Here is a 21376-nt window from a genome sequence, read left to right on the forward strand (position 1 = left end):
TGGCAAGAGAAATGCGGGGGAAATCTCCGTTGGGGGGATCTCTCCTGTTGCTTGTTATCCTTGCCTGCCTCGTCTCCGCCGGGCTTTGGGCCTACATGACGGAACTCGACGACGTGACCCGCGTGGATGGCCGGATTGTGCCGTCGGCGGACGTGCAGCTGATTGAGGCAACAGAACCCGGAGTATTACAATACTTGCACGTCGCGGAAGGGCTGGTTGTCGACAAGGGAACGCTGTTAATGGAGTTCGACACAACGCAGATCGACAGTCAGTTGAGCCAGGAACAACAGCGCGCATTTGGATTGACGGCTCGTGCCCAACGATTGCAGGCAGAGATTGACGGCACCCAGCTTACTTTCTCAAAAAAGCTCATTGAAGGCGCGCCAGAAGTGGTCAAATCCGAAACTGCTTTGTATCAGGGCCGTCAGGCGGAACTGGCCGCTGAAATTGCCATTCTGGAGCGACAGCGTGAGCTGCGCCAGCGCGAATATGAGGAAGGGCTGGTAGACCAGGTGACAGCCGAAGAGACGCTTGGGATTCTGGCCGAAGAACGCGCCATCATTACCCCCTTGGTGGAAAAACGGATGGAGCCTGCGACAACGCTTTTGTCGCTGCGCCGCAGTTCCGCTGAATGGGAGGGTCGCAAGGTCCGTGCAGTTGCAGTGACCAACAGGTTGAAAACCGGATTGAAAGAAATCGACGATCGTATTCAAGCCGCACATAGCAGGTTCCGGAGCGCAGCGCTCACCGACCTTGCGGTCTCGACAGCCGAACTCGCGGCACTTCGGCCGTCCTTACCGGCCTTGCAAGACCGCGCGGATCGCGCACAGATCAGATCACCCGTGCGTGGAATCATAAATCGCGTTCACCGGACAACGATTGGCAGTTTGGCACGCAGCGGTGAAGAACTGATCGAGATTGTTCCATTGGACGACAGGCTTCTGGTCGAGGCCTATGTTCGCCCCGAAGATATCGCGTTTCTACACGCAGGCCAGCCCGTTAAGGTGAAAATTACGGCCTATGATTTTGCGCGTTACGGCGCGCTGGACGGTGAGATCACCCGCATAGGCGCCAACACGGTGACAAGGCCCGAACGCAATGATGAAGAGGTCTTTGTCATCGAAATCCAGACACGTCACGCTATTTTGGACGCAAGCGGCGTAGCCGTCGAGATCATCCCGGGGATGATTGCGGAAGTGGATATCTTATCAGGCAAGAAAACGGTTCTAGACTACCTTTTGCAACCCGTAATCAAGATCAAAGATCGCGCCCTGCGTGAATAATCAAGCGCTGTGTGAAACGCAGGATCAGCGATTGTACCGCGAGTTTTTTGAGTGAACAAAGTCGGCTTCTTAGAGGGCACACCTATCCCGCAATCTCGGCCAACACCCGAAATCCGGTTGTTGAATTGCTAGGGTAACTGGCGTTTTAGAACTATGTTGGCAACTTCAATTGTAGCGGTTCCTATGTGATCTGACCGTTGGCTGTTTTTCCGGCAGTGTCTGTCCGGTCAAGTTTGGTACAGGAACTTTTCCTTCCAGATCTCTTGCCCTTGATCATGATTTGGAATGGCGTTTGTGGGGTATGGCTGCTCCCGGTACGATTATGGCGGCCTTCGTTCGATCAATGTTCCATGCCCGGCACGATCAAGGGTCCGATTTCGATGACCAGCACCAGACAGATGCCTGTATGCAAAAAACAGTCGTTACGGCAGAATATCTGATACCTTGCTGAATCCCGTCAGATCGAAACCAAAGGAGATTGGATCTCTTGCTGTGTTTTTACTTTCGATCGTAAATTGCTTACCCGCCCGCATCGCAGACATCCACTCTGTTGAGACAGCGGAACGAGCAAAGCAGCCTTGAGCCTCGCAGGTCAGAAACTCCAGACGGGCGACTTCGACGTCATCGACCTTTGCGATCACCCCTTCGGAAAACAGAAGACCAAACGGCAAGGTCAGCACGGCTTCGGTCTCATCTTTCCTCGCAGGCTTCACGAACGCAACGGAGGTAAGCCTCTGGTTGTTTTCGGTCAAAACAATACTCTGGGACATTTCACAGACCAGCTCGGTTCCGTTGCCCGGATTTCCACAATTTACCGACCACGGGAGTGTGCCTTTCTCTTGCGCGGCAAGAGGGTGTGTCAAACCCAGTGAGATTCCTAGCGCGCCAAGCCAAATTTTCATACTGCCGTCCCTCATTGCTCAAAATTGTACCCCAAGGCCCAGACCAACCTGGAGAGCCTTGGTTGAGTCCCCGAACATATGGTCCAGGCTCAGATTGATAAAGCTGCTGTCATCCAACGCATACAGCCCCAATCGCGCCGAAACCAGCCCATGGGCGTCTCCGATAAAGCTGGTATTCGTAAACCCACCATCAGCTGCGCTTGCACCTGCAAAACCGGCGCTTACTGATACTGTGTCGTTCGACGAGATGATGGCGCCGGCGCGGAAGCTTACGCGTAGCTTTTGAGAGGCGCTGAGAATCTGTTCTGTCCCGATCTCAAGCGATGGGGTCAGGGAGTAGATCATCTCGCTATCATCCTGCAGGACGATCCCCGAAAGAGTTGCATCACCGTTGCTTTCTGTCGCCAGACGGGTGGCGTCAACAGCGATCTCGGGTCGCAGATAAGAACTGCCACCGGCAAATCTGTGATCATAGGCAAAACTCAACCGCAGGTTCTGCTGGTTCATCTTGTGCTTGATCGAACTGACGCCAACGGTGTTAACCACGTTTCCGTTGGGCAGCACACCACTGATCCCACCGGACCGGTCGGAGTCATAGTCTGACCAGCCGGCTGACAGCATGGCCGCGAACTCCCACGGGCCGGTGTATTTGGTCAGCGAAGCACCCAGATTGAACCGGTCACCGGTCGCATTGTACTGCGAACCATTCCGCAGGCTTATTTGGTCGTAACCCAACGCGAAACCGGCATAGAGCTCATCCCCAACCGGCAAACGGACACCGGCAGACAGGTTGGTATTGTTGATGTCCAACTCATCGTAGATACCAGTCTGCTCGCGGTCGTAGAAAGACCTTCCTCCGGAGAACCAGACACAATTGCGTGGATCGTCTCCGGCTTGGTAATCGGTAAACCGCTCGCAGTTATGCAGTGCGTTTGCGAATACCCGGGTGCCGTAGTAGGCATCAACTGCATCCGCAGCGTAGTCGGCCACAGTGAATGCACCGATTGCCGCGATGACATCAGCTTCGGAGGTCATGTTCCCGATCAGGGCGAACAACTCACCTTGCGCAGCGGAGCCCTGCCCATTCAGCACCTGGTTGATGTAGTCACCAACGGCCGCCTCGTTCGCGTTCATGTTCGCGGTCGAATAGTCCGGAGTTATCACCAGATCAATCGAACTGCCGTCCGATGTCGAGCCGTTCAAGCCAATCGAGTAATCCAACACTACTGTGTCCTGAATCGTCGTGCCCGCATCCGCAGCTGTCCCATTCGGGTCGACGATGACTAGAGGTAACGCCCGTTGAAGCGTATTGAGCCGTGGTGTCAGTGTGCCGCCCATTGTGGCGTCACCGCTGACATTAACCAGATCGCTATTGCCACCCGATGCACCCGTGGTGAGGTAATATACGTCGAAGGTCGAGGATGCCGTCGCACCAAAGGCTAGGCTTCCCGTCAGGTTCGTGGTCTGGCTGACGTTACCGGTAAAGACAAAGTCACCCGACTTAACAGTCGGCGTCATGTCCGTATTCAGACCCCAGTTCGCCCCTAAAACAAAGTCGCCATTCACTTGCATCAACCCAGAAGCGCCCAGATTGATCGTGTCCAGCGCATAAAAGGCGCCCTGTTCCTCGACGGTCAGACCGTTGGTACCCGCGCCAAGGTCCAGATTGCCCAGTGCCTTACCCGCCAACGAAATCTGTTCATTGCCGTTTCCGCCGTTCACCAACTGGTTATTCCCGGCGAGAAGCACTGTGTCCTTGGACAAAGTCAGCGCGTTGTTCGCGCCGCCGTCCACAACGATTGATGCAATTGCGTCTGCTTGCCCGGTCCCGCCCATGACGACGCCATCGAAGCCAAGCGTGATTGCACCCGCTCCGTCGCGCCCTTCGGATTGGGCCAGAACGCCGATGCCGCCTTCGCCCACGGACAGGATATTGCCATTCAGCGCCATGTCGATGGTGCCACCGGCCCCAGCACCACCCGCAGATCCACGGAAAGCCGAATCCACCATGCCACCACCACCGCCCAGTGACTGCGCCACAACACCAATCGCGTTTTCACCGGTGGTGACGATATTACCGTTTTGGGTGAACGTAATGTCGCCACCGTTACCACCATTAGCAGGCGAGAGATTCACTGTGATTTGGCTTGCATCCAAATCTGTAGAGACAAGACCGCCGCCGCCGCCTATGCTTTGGATTACGAAACCATGAGACCCAGAGCCGCTGGTGGTGATGCCCCCGATATTAGTAAGACCAACAGTTCCGCCGTCACCGGTTGAATCGTCTTGTGCACCCAAAGTTACATCCAAACGTCCTAGTCCAGCAACAACGACCTCACCGCCACCCGCACCAATGCTTTGAACACTCTGACCAAATGACCGATCACCCGTAGTGGTAATGTCTCCGTCCAGAGAGAGGTCGATATCACCGCCGTCATTGCGGAAACTTGGGTCGGAACCCAGGATCACCGAAGCAGCTTTGTTTGTATTCGCGGTGCCAGCGCTGTTCAGCACAAGCTTACCACCGCCGCCTCCGATAGACTGCGCTGCACCCGCCGAGGAAAATGCGCCGTCTGTGCCCACATCTCCGGTCCGGCTGCCGGTCACGTCGCCGCCACTGGCGTCATCCGTGTTAATCGCACCCAGACGTGCGGTGATGTCGATACCGTCACCGTCCTGAACATTGACGTTGTTCGCTGATATACCACCACCACCGCCAACGCTCTGCAGCATCAAGCCGGTCGAGCGGTCGCTTGTCGTCGCGATATTGCCTGTATGTGATTGCGCGACCTGACTGCCAGCCATGTCTGAAACTTCATCGCCACCCAAAGAGATGTCGCTGATATAGGAAGTGCCGGTTCCTCCAGCGCTGGCAGTTTCGGTTGTGAAATCGACTGATGTTTCGGAATTACCACCACCGCCATTCACGGACTGAGCGAAAATAGCCTCGCTACCTGTCCCATTCACAAGAATGTCCCCGGTCGAATTGACGGTAACGGTTCCAACGGACCCATTGGCACCCTCACGCGCACCAAGCAATTGCGAAACCGTGTAGTCCAGCGCCGAGACAAGAGGGGATGACACCGAATATCCGGCATTTCCGCCGCCGCCTCCAACAGATTGCGCAAAGATGCCAAACCCGTTTTCTGCATTCACGACAATCGCGCCTGTATGGTTGACTGTGACGTCTCCGCCATCTGAGCCGTCCCCGCCCGATCCGCCGATGGCGATCTTCGAATAAGATTTGCCCGTCATGGTGTTCTTGAGGTCATTTACATCCATCGCAACAGCCAACCCGCCATTGCCGCCACCGCCGCCAACGGATTGCGCCATGATGCCGTATGCACCCGCGCCATCAACGCGGATGTCACCGCTGTTTGTTACGACCACGTTACCGGCGATGTTGCCGCTGCCTCCGGAACCGCCAATATTCAACTGCGCGGTCGGAGAACTGCTGTCGCCCGTCTTCAGTCGCAGCGTCCCAGTGATCGAACTTCCACCATTGCCACCACCACCACCGATGGATTGGGCGAAGATACCATGCGCGGCTTCACCAGTTGTCACGATCGTCCCTGCGTTGGTCACCAAGACGTTGCCGCCCGTGCCCCCAGTACCACCCGATCCGCCAAGACCGAATTGTAGTGCCCGCCGCGTGCTGGCCTCAGCCCCGCCATAGCGCCCGTCGACCGAGATCGTAGAGCCACCATTGCCGCCGCCGCCACCGACGGACTGCGCAAGGATGCCATGGCTCTCCTTACCGGTGGTGCGGATAGTGGCATCAGCTTCATTGACGACAGTTACGGTGCTGCCAGACCCGCCAGTGCCACCCGTGCCACCAATCAGAATGGCATTTGTCGTTGCTCCGTCCGAGGACCGGCCCAGAATGATGTTGCGCACCTGTTGCGCATCGCCACCCCCACCGCCGACGGACTGCGCGTAGATGCCAATGGACTTGTCGCCCGTCGTCTGGATTAGGTCCCGATTTGTGACGGAAACCGCTGCAGACACTGCTCCGGTTCCGCCAGTGCCACCAATGGACAGCGTCGCTGTGTTCCCGATGTCTTTGCGCAAGCTGATGATGCGGTTTTCAACCAAACCACCCATACCGCCACCGCCGCCAACGGATTGAGCGAAGATGCCATGAGCCATCGTGCCCTCGGTCGTGATGATCCCATCGCTGACTACGGTCACGGTGTCCGAAGTCATGCCGTCGCCGCCTGTGCCGCCGATGTTAACCGAAATTGTCGTGCCGACCGTCGACGGATTGACCACGGCTTTGATGGTGTCGAGGTTCGATTGACCCGCCTGAACCATGCCGCCGGTGCCACCCGCGCCACCGATAGATTGCGCCATCAAACCGACGGAACGATCACCGAAAGTCGCAATTCGCGCGGTGTTGGACACGTCGACTTTGCCGCCTACACCACCTGTGCCTCCTGTGCCGCCAATGGAAAGCGCAACAGACGTACCCTTACCGGCTGAATTGCTGGCCTTGCCACCATTGCCACCGCCACCACCAACGGACTGGGCAAACACGGCGTGAGCATCCGTCCCCTCAGTAACGACTGTTCGGGCGACAACTGTTGTCACATCGCCCGCTTCGCCACCAGTGCCTCCTTCAAGCCCGACTGACAAGCTGGCTTTGTTGCCCTTGCTGTCGCCGGTCTTGGGCGTACCTATGCTGACTGATGTCGAGGACGAATTGCCGCCGCCGTTACCGATGGACTGGGCGAAGAAGCCGTATGAACGGTTACCAGCAGTGCGGACGATGCCATTCGAGCTTGCATAGACATCGCCACCGCTTCCGCCGGTACCACCGGTCCGACCGATTTGAATATTCACGTTGCCGCCATCTACAGATGTCGAGGCAGAGTTGTAGCCCGCATTGCCGCCGCCGCCGCCAACGGATTGGGCAAAAAGGCCATGAGAGTCCGCGCCGCTGGTCGTGATGTCCCCGGTATTGCGAACATCGACCGAACCGCCGATACCGCCCTCACCCGTACCGCCACCGACAGCCAGGCCAAAGCCCTTGTTGGTCGCGTCTGAGGCCAGTTCGTACGTCATACCAAGGTTCAAAGCCGCGTTGCCGCCGCCTCCACCAATGGATTGACCAAAGACCCCGTGGCTGCCGTCCTGCAGCGTAACGATGTCACCATAGTGATCGATATCCACGGTGCCGCCGTCCCCGGCCGTTCCAGCATCACCGCCTATGGCGATAACAGCCGACACGCCGGTTTTATTGCCGGAGGAGTCGGCAGGGTTCACCTTGCCCTCCAACTCATCGAGAACGGCGTTGTAGTTGGCAATTACCGAGTCATCGACGCCCGTGTTGGTGGGCGTTTTCCGGTCAGTTGAATCGCCGGTTCCGCCATTGCTCTTGCTTCCGGTGGTTTTACTGATGCCCACAACCGCGTTGATACCGGCATCACCGCCGCCGCCGCCAATGCTTGAGGCTTCGATCCCGTGCGAACCGGCACCGTCAGTCGTGATGGTACCCGCAGCCGCAGCCGCGGATCCACGCGCAACCGTGACATCGCCTGCATCGCCGCCGCCACCGCCAAAGCCGCCGATACCCATAGCAATTGGCGAGCTGTCTTTCGTGCCGACGAAGGTCGCATTAATCCCACCGGTGCCGCCGCCGCCGCCTATGCTTTGGGCAAAGACACCGCGCGCGTGATAGCCATTTGTCGAAATGTTTCCAGATTGCGTAACTGAAACATCACCAGCATCCGCGCCGGTACCGCCGTGGCCACCCAGACCGCCCACAATGCTCAGATCGGTTTTACCGTCGGAGTTGTTAGAGTCGCCATAGTTCAGCTGTCCGGTCACGTTCAATGCGCCGTTACCACCACCGCCAGCGATGGACTGTGCCAAAACACCGTGCTTCCAGTTACCTGCCACCGAAACGGTGCCGGTATGGCCGACGGTCACATCACCCGAAACATTGCCGTCGCCGCCAAAGCCGCCGACGCCAAAGGTAACCGAAGGGATCTTGCCATCTTTGCTCAGCGCAATACCGCCCGAAACGTTCAGACCGCCGTTACCACCCCCGCCGCCAATGGATTGTGCCATCAGTCCAGCTGAACCATCGGTATCTGGTTTTTCCTCGTTAAAAACTCCCATATCGATGAACAAACGTTCGAGCCCGAAGGACGAGGCCAGCTCTTCGGTGTCGTCGACAATCGTGTCGCCGAGGAAATCGCGCAGCTTGTCTTCAAATGTTGTCGTATCGGGAATAGAGATATCGTCCGGGTTGGTTGTGACTGTGATGTCAGCCTGCGACGTGACCGTGACGTCTCCTGCCTTGCCGCCGTCACCGGCGAAACCCCCAACACCAACAATCAACGAGCTGTCGGATACGATACCACCCGACACATTCAGGCCGCCATTGCCGCCACCGCCGCCAAGGGATTGGGCCAACAGACCGGATTGGCCGGTTCCGTGCGCCCTGATCGTGCTGCCTGCGCCGATATTCACATCGACATTCCCGGCATCACCGCCGCCGCCGCCGAACCCACCGACGCCCACGACCACCGCATAGGACTTGCTGCTGTCCGTTTGGCCCGCACCTGGCTTGCCGCTGATCGCGATACCGCCGGAGACATTGGTGCCGCCATTGCCACCGCCACCGCCCAGCGATTGCGCGATAATACCGCTGGCGCCTTTGCTTTGGTCGACGGCAAATGTGCCGTCGGGTTGCCTGACCATCGGAACGGCCTGAACATTGCCGGTGTAGTCCAGATCAACATTGCTGGCATCGCCACCCGATCCGCCAAAGCCGCCAACACCAGCCGCGACCGAAAAGATTGTGTCCGACCCCGAGGGCTTTGTCAGCGCCAGAGAGCCCGAAATATTCACGCCGCCTGTGCCGCCACCACCACCGAGGCTCTGTGCAAATACGCCATGTGACCCGTCGCCAGCCGTGACTACATCACTTTCCACATCCAGTGTTACCGCCCCGGCATCGCCGCCGCCGCCGCCAAAACCGCCAAGGCCCAAAGTCACCGCCGCACCGGATTTACCTGTCAGATTAACGGCACCCGAGACGTTGAGGCCGCCATTGCCGCCGCCGCCGCCAACGGATTGCGCCATGACACCGATACTGTCCGCCCCTATTGTGACCACCGAGGTTGTGCCACTGCTATCCGTGCTGGACCGCAGGGTGCTGATCACGTCACCGGCGTTACCGGCCCCGCCCCCGAAGCCACCCACGCCCAGACTGACCGAGCCGCCATTTTCCTGACTAATGCCCAACGAGGCCGAGATATTCGTGCCGCCATTGCCGCCACCGCCACCGAGGCTCTGTGTCAGAATACCTGTGCTGCGATCGCCGACGGTGCCAACACCGCCCGTAACAGTCGACTGAACCAGGGCACCGGCATTTGCGCCGCCGCCACCAAAGCCGCCTACGCCGATACCCACGGCCGCATTGGCCGACCGAGACAGGGACAACGCGGCCGAGATGTTAGTGCCACCATTGCCGCCGCCGCCGCCAAGGCTTTGTGTCAGAATCCCGACCGAGTCGTCTCCTGTTGTTACAACACTGCCGGTAACTTGTTGCGTTACATTGTTTGCATCACCACCGTCGCCACCAAAGCCACCAACACCAATCCCGAGACCGCCTGAATAGTTGCTGGCCACCGAAATCGCGCCGGAAATATTCGTGGCACCGTTGCCGCCGCCGCCGCCGAGGCTTTGGGCAATAATACCAGCCGAGCGTGTGCCCGAAGTGCTGACATTGCCCGAGAACGTATTGTCGACGGCCCCACTGGTACCGCCGCTACCGCCAAAGCCGCCCACTCCGATTCCTGCAGCACCGGACCCTGTGCGCGCAATGCTGAGCGCACCCGAGATGTTGACGCCGCCATTGCCACCGCCTCCGCCAACAGACTGAACCAGAACGCCGGTTGCGTTTTCACCGCTGGTGGTAACGTCGCCGGTTACCGAACCAGTGGCCGCACTTGCATTACCGCCGTCACCGCCGGATCCACCGATACCAACGCCAATAGCGCCGCCGCCGGTGCCCGAAATATTCATGGCCGCAGAGACATTCAGCCCTCCGTTACCACCGCCGCCCGCGGCGGACTGGACCAAAACACCGCCCGAATTGTCGCCGGCCGTTGTGACATCACCCACAACCGTGCCGTCGGCCGTATTGGCATCACCGCCACTACCCCCGCTGCCGCCAAGCCCGACAGACGCACCACCGCTGCCGGTTCCGGCAACCGTGACTGTGGCAGAGACGTTCATGCCGCCGTTGCCGCCACCGCCGCCAAGGCTTTGAACTATGAAACCGCCGGACTCGTCCCCTTGCGTCGAAACGTTGCCGTTCAAAGAGGCCTCAGCCGTTCCTCCGTCGCCGCCCGTTCCAGATGCGCCGCCCAGACCAACGGATGCGCCACCCGATCCCGTACCTGCCGCGGCAACCGCGACTGAGATGTTCATTCCGCCATTACCACCTCCGCCGCCGACGGACTGCGCCAGCAAACCGGTCGAGGTTTCGCCCAACGTCACAAGGTTCCCGGTCACGTTTGCGGTTACCGCTGAGGCATCGCCGCCGCCGGTTCCCCGACCACCTAGCCCAACGGCTGCTGCGCCAGAACCTGTGCCCGCGCCGCCAACTGAAGCCGAGACATTGAAGCCGCCGTTACCGCCGCCGCCGCCGATGGATTGGGCAACAACCGCGCTCGATTGCGCGCCTTCGGTTTGCACACTGTTCGCAACGGTCAGACCAACGACACCGCCGGTGCCGCCGCTACCGCCAGACCCGCCCAGTCCGACACTGATCGCGCCTGACCCGGTGCCCGCACCTGCCAAGGCAGGTGAAATGTTAAAGCCACCATTGCCGCCGCCGCCACCAACGGACTGTGCCAGAATACCAACTGAAGCATCTCCCTTGGTCACTACGTTGGCCGTTGTGCTCGCGGTTACCAGGCTGCCGTCGCCGCCGCCGCCGCCTGAACCTCCTAGCCCAACCGAAACTGAACCCGCTCCGACGCCTGCACCTGACAGGGTTGGCGAGACGTTAAAGCCGCCGTTACCGCCGCCACCGCCAAGGGACTGCGCCACAAAACCGCCAGAGGCAAAGCCGTCGGTCAGAATGGTACCGTTCGACGTCAGTGTCACGTTGCCGCCATTGCCGCCAGTGTCGCCTGACCCGCCGAGCCCGACGCTGACGGCTCCGCTACCAGTTCCTGCACCTGACAGAACCGGAGAAACATTGAACCCGCCATTGCCGCCGCCGCCGCCGATGGATTGCGCCACTACGCCCGAGGACTGATCACCACGGGTTTCGACCGAATTGTTCGAAGTTGCGATGACGGTGTTGCCATCTCCCCCGCCAGCACCATCGCCGCCAAGGCCAACCGAAACTCCGCCCCCGCCAACGCCAGATCCCTGGACCGAAGCACTGACGTTGAACCCGCCATTGCCGCCGCCGCCGCCGATGGATTGGGCCAGAAACGCCGTCGCCGAGTCGCCCTGAGTCAGGATTGTCCCGCCGGAGGTCAGAGTGACCGCGCCGCCATCGCCGCCTCCAGCTCCGTCGCCGCCAAGCCCCACGCTAACTGCACCGGACCCGACACCGGCGCCTGCGCCTGTGCCCGAGACGTTGAAGCCGCCATTGCCGCCGCCGCCGCCAATGGACTGAGCGACTACGCCGGACGACCTGTCCCCAGCCGTTACGATTGCATCCGTGGTTGTCAGATTTACCGTGCCACCGGTTGCACCTGTGCCGCCGCTGCCGCCCAGCCCAACTGAAACGGCACCGCTGCCCACACCCGCGCCCGCGAGTGAGGCGCTGACATTAAAGCCTCCATTACCGCCGCCGCCGCCGACGGATTGCGCCAGAACCGCTGTCGAATCCGCACCAGTCGTGCTGACAGTTCCGGTAACCCGACCAGTCACTGAACGACCGATCCCACCGCCGGACGCGTCGCCGCCCAAGCCAACCGTAACCGCGCCGCCACCAGCGCCTGCACCGGCTACCCCGGCGGTTACGTTGAAACCGCCATTGCCGCCACCGCCGCCGATAGATTGGAATACGACACCGCTGGAATTGTCGGAAAGCGTGGTCACGTTGCCCACGACCTGTCCTTCAACAATGCCGCCATTGCCACCTGTTGCACCGCCTCCGCCAAGTCCGACACCAATCGAACCAGCGCCTGCACCGCCAGCGGCCACACCGGCCGTCACGTTGAAACCGCCGTTACCACCGCCACCGCCGATGGACTGGATCACAACACCTGTCGAGCGCAGACCTTCGGTGCGGACATCACCGTTGACAAGAACACCGGTCACGCTGCCGCCGATACCGCCGCTGCCGCCTTCGCCGCCAAGCCCGACACCAACGGTTCCTGCACCGGCTCCGCCTGCGGCCAGACCCGCGGCGACACTGAAGCCGCCATTGCCGCCACCGCCGCCGATGGACTGAAATACAACAGCACCAGAGTCATCGCCCCGCGTTGTGACGTTTGCGTCAACCTGTGCGGTTACTGCGCCGCCGTCACCGCCACCGCCGGCTTTGCCGCCAAGGCCCACACTGACAGACCCAGCTGCCGCCCCGCCAATATCGGCGCTCGCGCCGACGCTGTAGCCGCCATTGCCGCCGCCGCCACCCACGGACTGTGCGACAACACCGCTGGAAAATGCTCCCCTGGTTTCGATGTTTGTCCCGCCTGCAATCAGGGTGACGTCGCCGCCGATCCCGGCACCGCCGCCATCTCCGCCAACACCCACGTTGATCCCAATTGCCGCCACGCCGCTTGCGCTGACACCGGCTGCAATACTGCCACCGCCATTGCCGCCGCCGCCGCCAACGGACTGTGCGATCAAAGCACTCGAACTGGTTCCCGTCGTTGTGATGTCAGCCTTGGTATAGACCTGCACATCGCCGCCGTCGCCGCCACTGCCAGCCTCACCGCCGATACCAACAGAGACATTGCCGGAAAACAGCGCCGAGGCACCACCGGTTGCCGCCACAGCCAAGCCGCCATTACCACCACCGCCGCCAACGGATTGAAACAGCATACCGGTCGAGCGGTTGCCGGTTGTGACAACGGTGCCTTCAAACCCCGCAGCCGTCGGAGAGCCACTGCCGCCAAACTGGCCGACCGTGACCGTGCCGCCTTTGCCACCCGTGCTACCATCGCCGCCGACACCAACTGCCAAAGAGCCCGAAACCGGGCCGCCAGACACTGCAACAGAAACCGCATATCCACCATTGCCGCCTCCGCCGCCAACGGATTGCAGCATGACGCCAATTGCATCGTCGCCACCGGTCTGCACAGATGCAGACCCGCTGCCGCTGATTGACACATCGCCGCCGTCGCCGCCACTGCCGGCCGAGCCACCAACCGAGACCGAAGCCGCTCCAAAGGCACCGACCGCTACTGAAACAGCGCCGCCGCCATTGCCGCCACCGCCGCCGACGGATTGTGCGAACACACCAGTGGAGCGATCGCCTGAGGTTTGAATTGCAGATGGCTGACTGCTGTCGGTGTTCGACAATGTGACGTTCACGTCGCCGCCCTTGCCTCCGGACCCGCCATCGCCGCCGATGGCAACGCCCACGAATGCGCCGACCGCTCCGGAAGAACCGCCATTGCCGCCACCACCGCCGATGGACTGGGCCAGAATGCCCATCGCATCGTCTCCGGTCGTGGTAATGATCCCGTCATTGACGATGGTCACAGTTGATCCAGCGCCACCGCCGCTGCCGTTTCCGCCAACGGATACCATTCCTGCGGACGAGCCACCGTCGCCGCCACCGCCGCCAATCGACTGAGCGATGATTCCGCGCGCGCCGTCGCCCCCGGTCTGGATTTGTCCGTAGTTACTGACGCTTACTGCAGCTCCTGTGCCTCCTCTTGACCCGGTGCCACCGATTGCGACCAACCCGTATGAGTTCGCACCCGTGCCACCACTGCCGCCAATAGATTGCGCCATGACCCCATCGGCACCTTTGCCTGAGGTCAGAATGCTGCCGCTGCCCTGAACCGTCACGCTAACGGCGCTGCCGCTGCCACCATTCGATCCGACCCCGCCCAGAGACAGCGAAACCAGGCCACCACCTGTTCCGCCAGACCCACCGCCGCCGCCAATGGACTGCGCCACAATCCCGCGCGAAAAGTCTCCCTGTGTCTCAATGGCGCCAGCATGGGAAACCGTGACCGTCCCGCCGTTACCGCCGTTGTCGGCACCGCCGATCAAGGACACCAATAGGTTGCCGCTGGTCCCTGCGGACCCACCCGAACCCCCAATCGACTGTGCATAAATCCCGTTCGCATAGTCGCCGCTTGTCAGAATGCTGCCGGTTGATGTGGTATTGACTGTCACAGCTCCGCCGCTTCCGCCATAGCCGCCGTCACCTGAAGATCCTACCAGGCCCCACTGCGCGCCGCCGTTGCCACCATTGTTCGAAACGCTCAGGGCATAGATACCATCGGCGGAATCTCCGGACGTCGAAATCTCACCTCTCTGCGTGACGGTCACATTGCCGCCATCCGCTGAATGCCCGCCAGTACCACCGCCGGGGGCGGCGAACCCGCTGCCGCCATTCCCAGCCTCGCCACTTCGACTGAATGCGAAAATGCCGTAATTGCCACTGCCCGAGGTTTGGATTGTGCTGCTGCTGGACTGTGTTGCGTTGACGGTGCCGCCCTTGCCGCCATCGCCGCCATCGCGTCCGTCCCAGAAGCTCAGGTAGGAGTCACCACCATTGCCACCATCGCCGCCGACGCTGCCGACCTGCCACCCTATGTTGCTGGTGGCGTTGACATCACTGCTAAGGGTCTTTGTTTGCGTCGGACCAGTTGCGCCATTGCCGCCTGAGCTAGGCGGTACAACCAACGCGCCGTCACGGCCATTGCTCCCATCCTGACCATAGACAACTTGGTTCACGCCGTTCGGTCCCGACACATCTTCAGGTGGTGTCACCGCACCTGGAGTCCCAGAGCTGTTGAAATTGCTATTGTACTGCGACAGCGTCAATTGAGTGGACAAACCGGCCGTACCGGATGCTCCGGAATTGCTAATTTGAGCCGTTGTTCCTGAAATGGATACAATTTCGAATGCTAGCGGAGGATTGTCGGAATTGTAGATTGTGTCCCCGGCATCTTTGACTAGGAAAACGTATCCATCTGCTGTCTCTACAAATGCTGTTGTTCCGGCTGTGGGCGTCGAGGCCGGGTCGACAATCAGTGCGCTGACAGTGGTATCCATACCTGTCACCGGGTTGGCCACCGTGTCGCCTACTTTCGAGTCTGCCGTGGGCGCTGCGAATAAAGGTGTTGAAATTAAAGTATAAAAAGAAACAGCCAGCAGCAAACTTGACTTCTTGGACACCCTTGCACCCCACATACGACTTAGTCACAACACATGGGGGCAAACCGCGTTCGCGCAGAACGGCAACCTACAATTCGAATTTCCCCATCACATATCGGAATAAAATAAACACAAGATTAAGGCGATAATTCGAATTAAATTCGCTCTGTTGGAGTTACTCCGCGCTCATTGCCAAAATGCAACATTGAGTCTCAAATCATTACTAAAAATTTATCGGAAGTGTTTTGCACGCAAAAACCCCTTTCTGACACAATTCACGACGGAGATTCACTCTAAGAAATCAGCAGGGCAACTCGGTCGGTGCCGTCACGCTGACCGTCGTTTAGTTGCACATGTTGGCAATTGTGCATTGATGACTTCGATGAATTTTTCGTTAGTCTGCTACTTGCGCTATCGATTGCCTCGTTAGGACAACACTCACACGGTGTGGCTCTCTTTTTTGCTTCAATTCGAGCCTGCGTGAAGTAGAAGAGATGATACTACGCGTAACCAGCGCGCCCTTGCGATGTCTTGAATAATGAAGTTGTTATGAATCCCTCCGAACGCAATTACCGGCTTTGGCGCGTGATCGATCAGGCTGGAGCGTTGCGCTGGCCTAAGGTGATATACAGCTTGAAACCCGCACTCCGGCCCTGACTCTCGGCCGGATGGGTAATGCCGATGCTACGGCACTGGAAAACTACGAGATTCTGGATGTTGGTCTGGAAGACGGACCATTGACCGAACTTCTGCGGTCCAGGGGATTGATCGTAGCGGGACGTGAGGAATAGGCAGGCGTTTTGCCCGCCTAGTCAGACGAGGACGCGACATGGCTATTGCCGATAGATGGCGCGCAAACCCAGATCAACAACTGGAGGCACGACTATTATGAAAACAGGTCATATTCTTCGCTCGGAAACTTGACGCTGAACGTAATCGTGGCCAACTAACCGAAACCCGAAAGGCCGCATGAATACCTGACCGGAAACCGGGAGAGGTCAAAGCCAACCGTGCACTAACTTTCAATTTGAACCGCTCAAGTGGCGCTGCTCCTTGCCAATTGAGCAAGCCGCAGAAACAGAGGGAGTCCGGGTGTGAACTGACTTTTTCATGCTATGTTGACGCCTCAATAAATTTGCACCCACCTACCGCGAACTCGCAGATAGGTTTCATCCAATCCCGTGGGTAAGTGGCAGCCTTTCAAGGAAATCACTCAGAAACCTGCTCGCGATTGATTAACATCAACAAGCACCAAGGCATGCGTTTACCTCTACCTCAGTCAAAAAACCGCGACACGACCGGAACAGCGCCCTGTCTTTTTGTGCGGCAAGTCGTCGTTTTGACCAGTGCTTACCATTCAACATCGCCCAAAAAAATATATCCGGCACCATAGATAGTTTTGATCAGGCGAGGGTTTTTGGGGTCTTCGCCCAGTTTGGTCCGCAACCTGGAAATTCTGACATCCATCGCACGATCAAAACTGTCGCCGGCAGCACCACCCAGAGCATCTTGCATCTGAGTGCGGCTGATCAATCGCTTGGGACTTTCCAGAAACAGCTTCAGAACTTCGCCCTCTGCATGGCTGAACGGAGTTTCGGCACCGGATCCGTCTTCTAGGATGTAGCGATCAAAGTAGGCCGTCCAGCCGTTGAAACGTGCCACGTCAGATTGTGCGGTCTGCGCCTTGGGGGATCGCAACCGCGCCCGAATGCGTGCCACAACTTCGGCCGGGTCGAACGGCTTGGTAATATAGTCATCCGCCCCCAGTTCCAGACCGGTGACGCGATCCTGTACCTGCGCACGACCAGAAATGATGATGACCGAAGCCCCCTGCTCCAATGCCAGCCGATGGACCAGTGCCAACCCATCCGTATCCGGCAGGGACAAATCAACCAGACATACGTCCGGCGTAACCCGTTTGAGCGACGCTTCGAATTCCCGCGCGCGCGCAAAGCTCTGGGTGCGAAACCCTGCTTCTTCAAGCGCGTCGGTCAGAATGCGCCGTATCTCGGGCTCATCATCGACAATGGTTACCAGCGGTTGGGTCATCAGGCAGCCTCGTCACGGATCAGGGCAGACAGTTGCGCCCGGGTGAAGGGTTTCCGCAGCACCGGCGCGCGTTTCAGCGCCTCGCGATACAACGGATCGGAATAAGGCAAGGATGTCATAAGGATACGGGGCAACGCGGGCTCCAGTTTTGCCAAAAGATCCAAACCCGTCTCCTGCCCTTCAAGGCGAATATCGGACAGCACCAAAGCAATGTCTTTGACATCTTTTGCCAGGGTGATGGCTTCGTCACAAGACGTCGCCTCAATCACTGCAAACCCGATGTCGACCAACATATCGCGGAACTGACTGCGCAGATCGTCGCTGTCTTCGACCAACAGAACCAACCCTTCCTGTACTGGCAGGGCTGCTCGGTACGGCAGTCGCAAAATGACCGATGCACCTGACGGAGTATTGCGCAAACTCAGGTCGCCGCCGGCCAGCTTGACGGTGTCGTAGACCATCGGCAGACCAAGACCCGACCCTTTGTCGCCTTTGGTTGTGAAAAACGGGTTCAACGCCTTTTCCAATGCATCTTTCGAAAACCCGGGGCCAGTGTCTGACACTGCGATTTCGGTCCATATCTCACCAATGGTATGGGCGCTGATTGTGATCTGGCCGGATTCTCCACAAGCATCCCGCGCGTTCAAAACCAGGTTCAGCAAGGCGTCCTGAACCATCCCGGGATCCAGCATCAGAGCTTTGTCCGGCAACGTATTAACCACCGACAAGCCGACCCCGCGCGGCAGGGATGGAGAGGCCAGAATGCGCAAATCCTCAAGCAATCCGCGCATGTCCGTCGCTTTGGGTTGAGGTGTCCGGTTACCCGTCATATCGGCGATGCGATTCAACAGTTGCCCACCCCTGCGCGCTGTCTGCTTGGTAGCGTCAATCAGCTCACGAGCATCTTCCGGCAAATCCATCTTTTCCAGCCTGGACTGCATGCCCAGAATAATGGTCAAAAGGTTCGAGAAATCATGCGCCAACCCGCTGGTCATTTGTGCGGCCATCGCGCGGCGACGGGTTTGTTGCAGCGCGACGCGCGCTTGCGTTTCCTCAGTGATGTCGACGGACATGATGTAAACACCACCTTCGCCATCAGGTGTGAAGGATACGCGAATGCGCCTGGAATCCTGATCCTCGGTAAATTCGAAAACAGAGGTTTCTCCGGCATAGGCCTTTTGCAGATGCGCCTGGACCCGTGTAAAAGCGGCAGAGCCCAAAGCCTTAGAAATATGCATACCCAAAATCTCGGACGGGCGACCTGGCATGACCGAGTTTAGCCGCCGGTTGGAGTAATCGTAGCAGCCTTTGGCGTCCAGATGAGCAATATGGGCCGGCATCATCTCGGTCGTCATACGGGTGCGCGCTTCGATCTCGGTCAATTGGCGTTTGGCTTCTTCCAAAGCCGAGTTTGTGGCCGCCAGTTTTCTGTTCGCTGCTGACAGCTCTTCAGCCCGGTCGAACAACTGACCAGAAAGCTCCTCGGAACGGGCGCGCAACAGCGCCTCAGCCTGTTTCGTATTGGTGATGTCTGTATAGACCGCCACCCATCCGCCTTTGGGCAAGGGGGCACCTTCAACCGAAATAACCTGACCATTGGCCCGAACGCGTTCGATGTAATGAGGTTCGAATGTCAGCGCCTGATTGACGCGCAGATCGACAGCCGCTTCGACATCATCGACATCGCCGTATTCGCCACTGGATGCGAGGTGCCGGATTGTGTCGCTGAACAAGGCGCCGGGCTGTACAAGATGGTCCGGCAGATCAAACATCGTCTGAAACGGTCGATTGCTGACCACCAGCCGAAGCTGGCTGTCATAAATTGACAGGGCCTGGCCGATCAGATTCAGACCAGCCGTCGTCATGGACTTTATCTGTTGCTCGGTTATTTCCAAATCCATCCTCCCCGCGACACATGCGTAACACTGGATCTGTTACAGGTGTAGAGGGCAAGAGCGCGACAGGTTGGAAAAACGGGTCGCACATATTTTGCGATCAATACCTGGATTTGGTCTTGGGACCATCCGCCGTAATGGAATCCAGAGACAGTGTATGATCCATATTTTTCATCCGATGGCGCAACATTTGTCTGGATAGGCGCATCAAGACCGACAAATATTCGGGATCATTCGCCTTGTTCCGCAATTCTCCACCATCCTGGTGATCAAACAGCATGGGCGGAAGGTCTGCGGCGAACTCGACCAGAGTGAAACGCTCATCCCTCAGGATGCCCAGACATGAATCGCTATTACCCGTACCCAAAACCTGCTGCCAGATCGTAGGTTGCTCTGGTTCGGCAAAATCCAACTCGCTGAAGGAATAGCTGCGCCAATCGTCAGGGATTTGCCCTTGCATCAGCGGCAGCAACGATCGACCGTCCATGGAATTTGGGATCGGCTGGCCGATCCAATCCAAAATAGTCGGCGTAATGTCGATGGATTCCGTCGGTACCGAGATCACCGACCCGGCATGCGATTGATTGTTGGGGTCCCTAATCATCAATGGCGTTTTATAGGCGGCGTCAAAGACCGCCATCTTGCCCCAGCTGTGTCGGTCGCCCAGCATCTCTCCGTGGTCCGCAGTAATGACAACCATCGTGTTGTCGTATTGGCCACTATCCTTCAGGAATTGGACTACACGCCCGATGTGATGGTCAACCTCGGTTGCGAGACCCAGATAAACCGCGCGCAGCGTTTGGATGTTTTCAAGCGTCGGCTCTACCCCTTCAAAGCCCAAAACAAAGTCACCGGCGGACGTATTGTCAATTGTCGGGCCAATAAACGGATGCATCGCCCGTTCATCCATCGGATCAGAGAACCCTGCGGGCCGAGGCAGGGTCGCTAGGTCATACATATCGTTGTAGGGTGCCGGGGCGACCAATGGCGGGTGTGGTCGAATATAGGTCAGATGGGCAAACCAGTCTTGGCCAACATAAGGCGCCATGCTGTTCAAGAACACGTCCGTCAGAAAGGCTGTATCGCTGTCTTCAGCCCGGTACATAGCCGGGTCATTCAACCGGGGTTCACCCCCATCCGGCGCGACCGGCTTGTGAACATCCCAGTAATCCTCGAACGCGTAGCCCTTTTGCATCAGATGTCCGCGCCAAGGATAGGATTCCTCCAACCGCATTTCGAGGACCTCATGAAACCCAGCCATTGGGTGTTCATAGGATTTCAGGATCGGATCGTTGTGGTCATGTACCCTAGGGTCGGCGGATGTATCCGTGTATCCAAACAGCATGGGCAGATAGCCGGCTTTGCGCATTTCGGTCGCGATGTTCGGGGTGTCATGCCGCAACGGGGTTCCATTGCGAACCGATCGGTGGTTCATCGCATATTGCCCGGTCAGGATTGACACACGCGATGGACCACAGGGGTTGGTCACCGAAAAATGCCGGTCAAACGTCACCGCCTCGTCCATGAATGCACGCAGGTTTGGCAGATCGACATGGGCCGCTAAAGCGCCGTTCAGACAGTCGGCGCGCAACTGATCTATGATGATGAACAAAACATTCTTAGCGTGCCGCATTTCGCTCTCCTTGATTCCACGTCAGTGGCGCCAGAGCGAACTCTGTCTTGGTTCGCAGAACCCCGCAACACCTGAGTCACGACCCATCGGATTTTCGCCCGGCGCGCCCATGCAACAGAAGCAACAGATTTATTTGAAATGATCTTGCGCCGGTCGGCCCAGTTGAGCGCAAAACCAACCACAACCACGACCTTCGTGTCTGGAGATGTCACTTAGACGCTATTGAGCGCCAATAAATACAACACAGTTCGCAAAAATCCGTTGCAGGTCAATGTCCTTTGCCATCACATA

7 protein-coding genes are annotated in these 21376 nt (G+C 58.5%); 2 read left to right on the plus strand and 5 right to left on the minus strand.

The window, feature by feature from the left end; translation table 11 throughout:
• The first annotated feature begins 11 nt into the window (after positions 1-11).
• Positions 12-1283: an HlyD family type I secretion periplasmic adaptor subunit gene (locus AC2FFH_RS19070; RefSeq protein ID WP_496845143.1), complete on the plus strand. Its 1272-nt coding sequence runs from the start codon at positions 12-14 to the stop codon at positions 1281-1283.
• 422 nt (positions 1284-1705) lie between these two features.
• Here the strand turns inward: AC2FFH_RS19070 and AC2FFH_RS19075 are convergent, their stop codons facing one another.
• Positions 1706-2185, minus strand: a complete 480-nt coding sequence (locus AC2FFH_RS19075) for an invasion associated locus B family protein (RefSeq protein WP_496769293.1) — start codon at positions 2183-2185, stop codon at positions 1706-1708.
• Positions 2186-2203: 18 nt separating this feature from the next.
• Entirely contained in the window at positions 2204-15406 is a 13203-nt protein-coding gene (locus AC2FFH_RS19080; RefSeq protein WP_496845095.1) for a hypothetical protein, read from the minus strand.
• 770 nt (positions 15407-16176) lie between these two features.
• Between AC2FFH_RS19080 and AC2FFH_RS19085 the strand changes: the two genes are divergently transcribed.
• Complete coding sequence (locus AC2FFH_RS19085) at positions 16177-16299, plus strand: hypothetical protein (RefSeq protein ID WP_496725038.1); 123 nt, start codon at positions 16177-16179, stop codon at positions 16297-16299.
• 559 nt (positions 16300-16858) lie between these two features.
• Here AC2FFH_RS19085 and AC2FFH_RS19090 read toward each other — a convergent pair.
• The 3 genes from AC2FFH_RS19090 to AC2FFH_RS19100 all read right to left on the minus strand — a co-directional run bounded on the left by AC2FFH_RS19090 (position 16859) and on the right by AC2FFH_RS19100 (position 21085).
• Positions 16859-17557 carry a response regulator transcription factor gene (locus tag AC2FFH_RS19090; RefSeq protein WP_496725040.1) on the minus strand — a complete coding sequence of 233 codons (699 nt, stop codon included), beginning with the start codon at positions 17555-17557 and terminating at the stop codon, positions 16859-16861.
• Entirely contained in the window at positions 17557-19422 is a 1866-nt protein-coding gene (locus tag AC2FFH_RS19095; protein ID WP_496845096.1) for a PAS-domain containing protein, read from the minus strand. Before AC2FFH_RS19095 ends, AC2FFH_RS19090 begins: the two co-directional genes overlap by 1 nt.
• Before the next feature lie 130 nt (positions 19423-19552).
• Positions 19553-21085 carry a sulfatase-like hydrolase/transferase gene (locus tag AC2FFH_RS19100; RefSeq protein WP_496769285.1) on the minus strand — a complete coding sequence of 511 codons (1533 nt, stop codon included), beginning with the start codon at positions 21083-21085 and terminating at the stop codon, positions 19553-19555.
• Positions 21086-21376: the final 291 nt, after the last annotated feature.

It is taken from the genome of Ruegeria sp. YTSC003 (assembly GCF_059609785.1).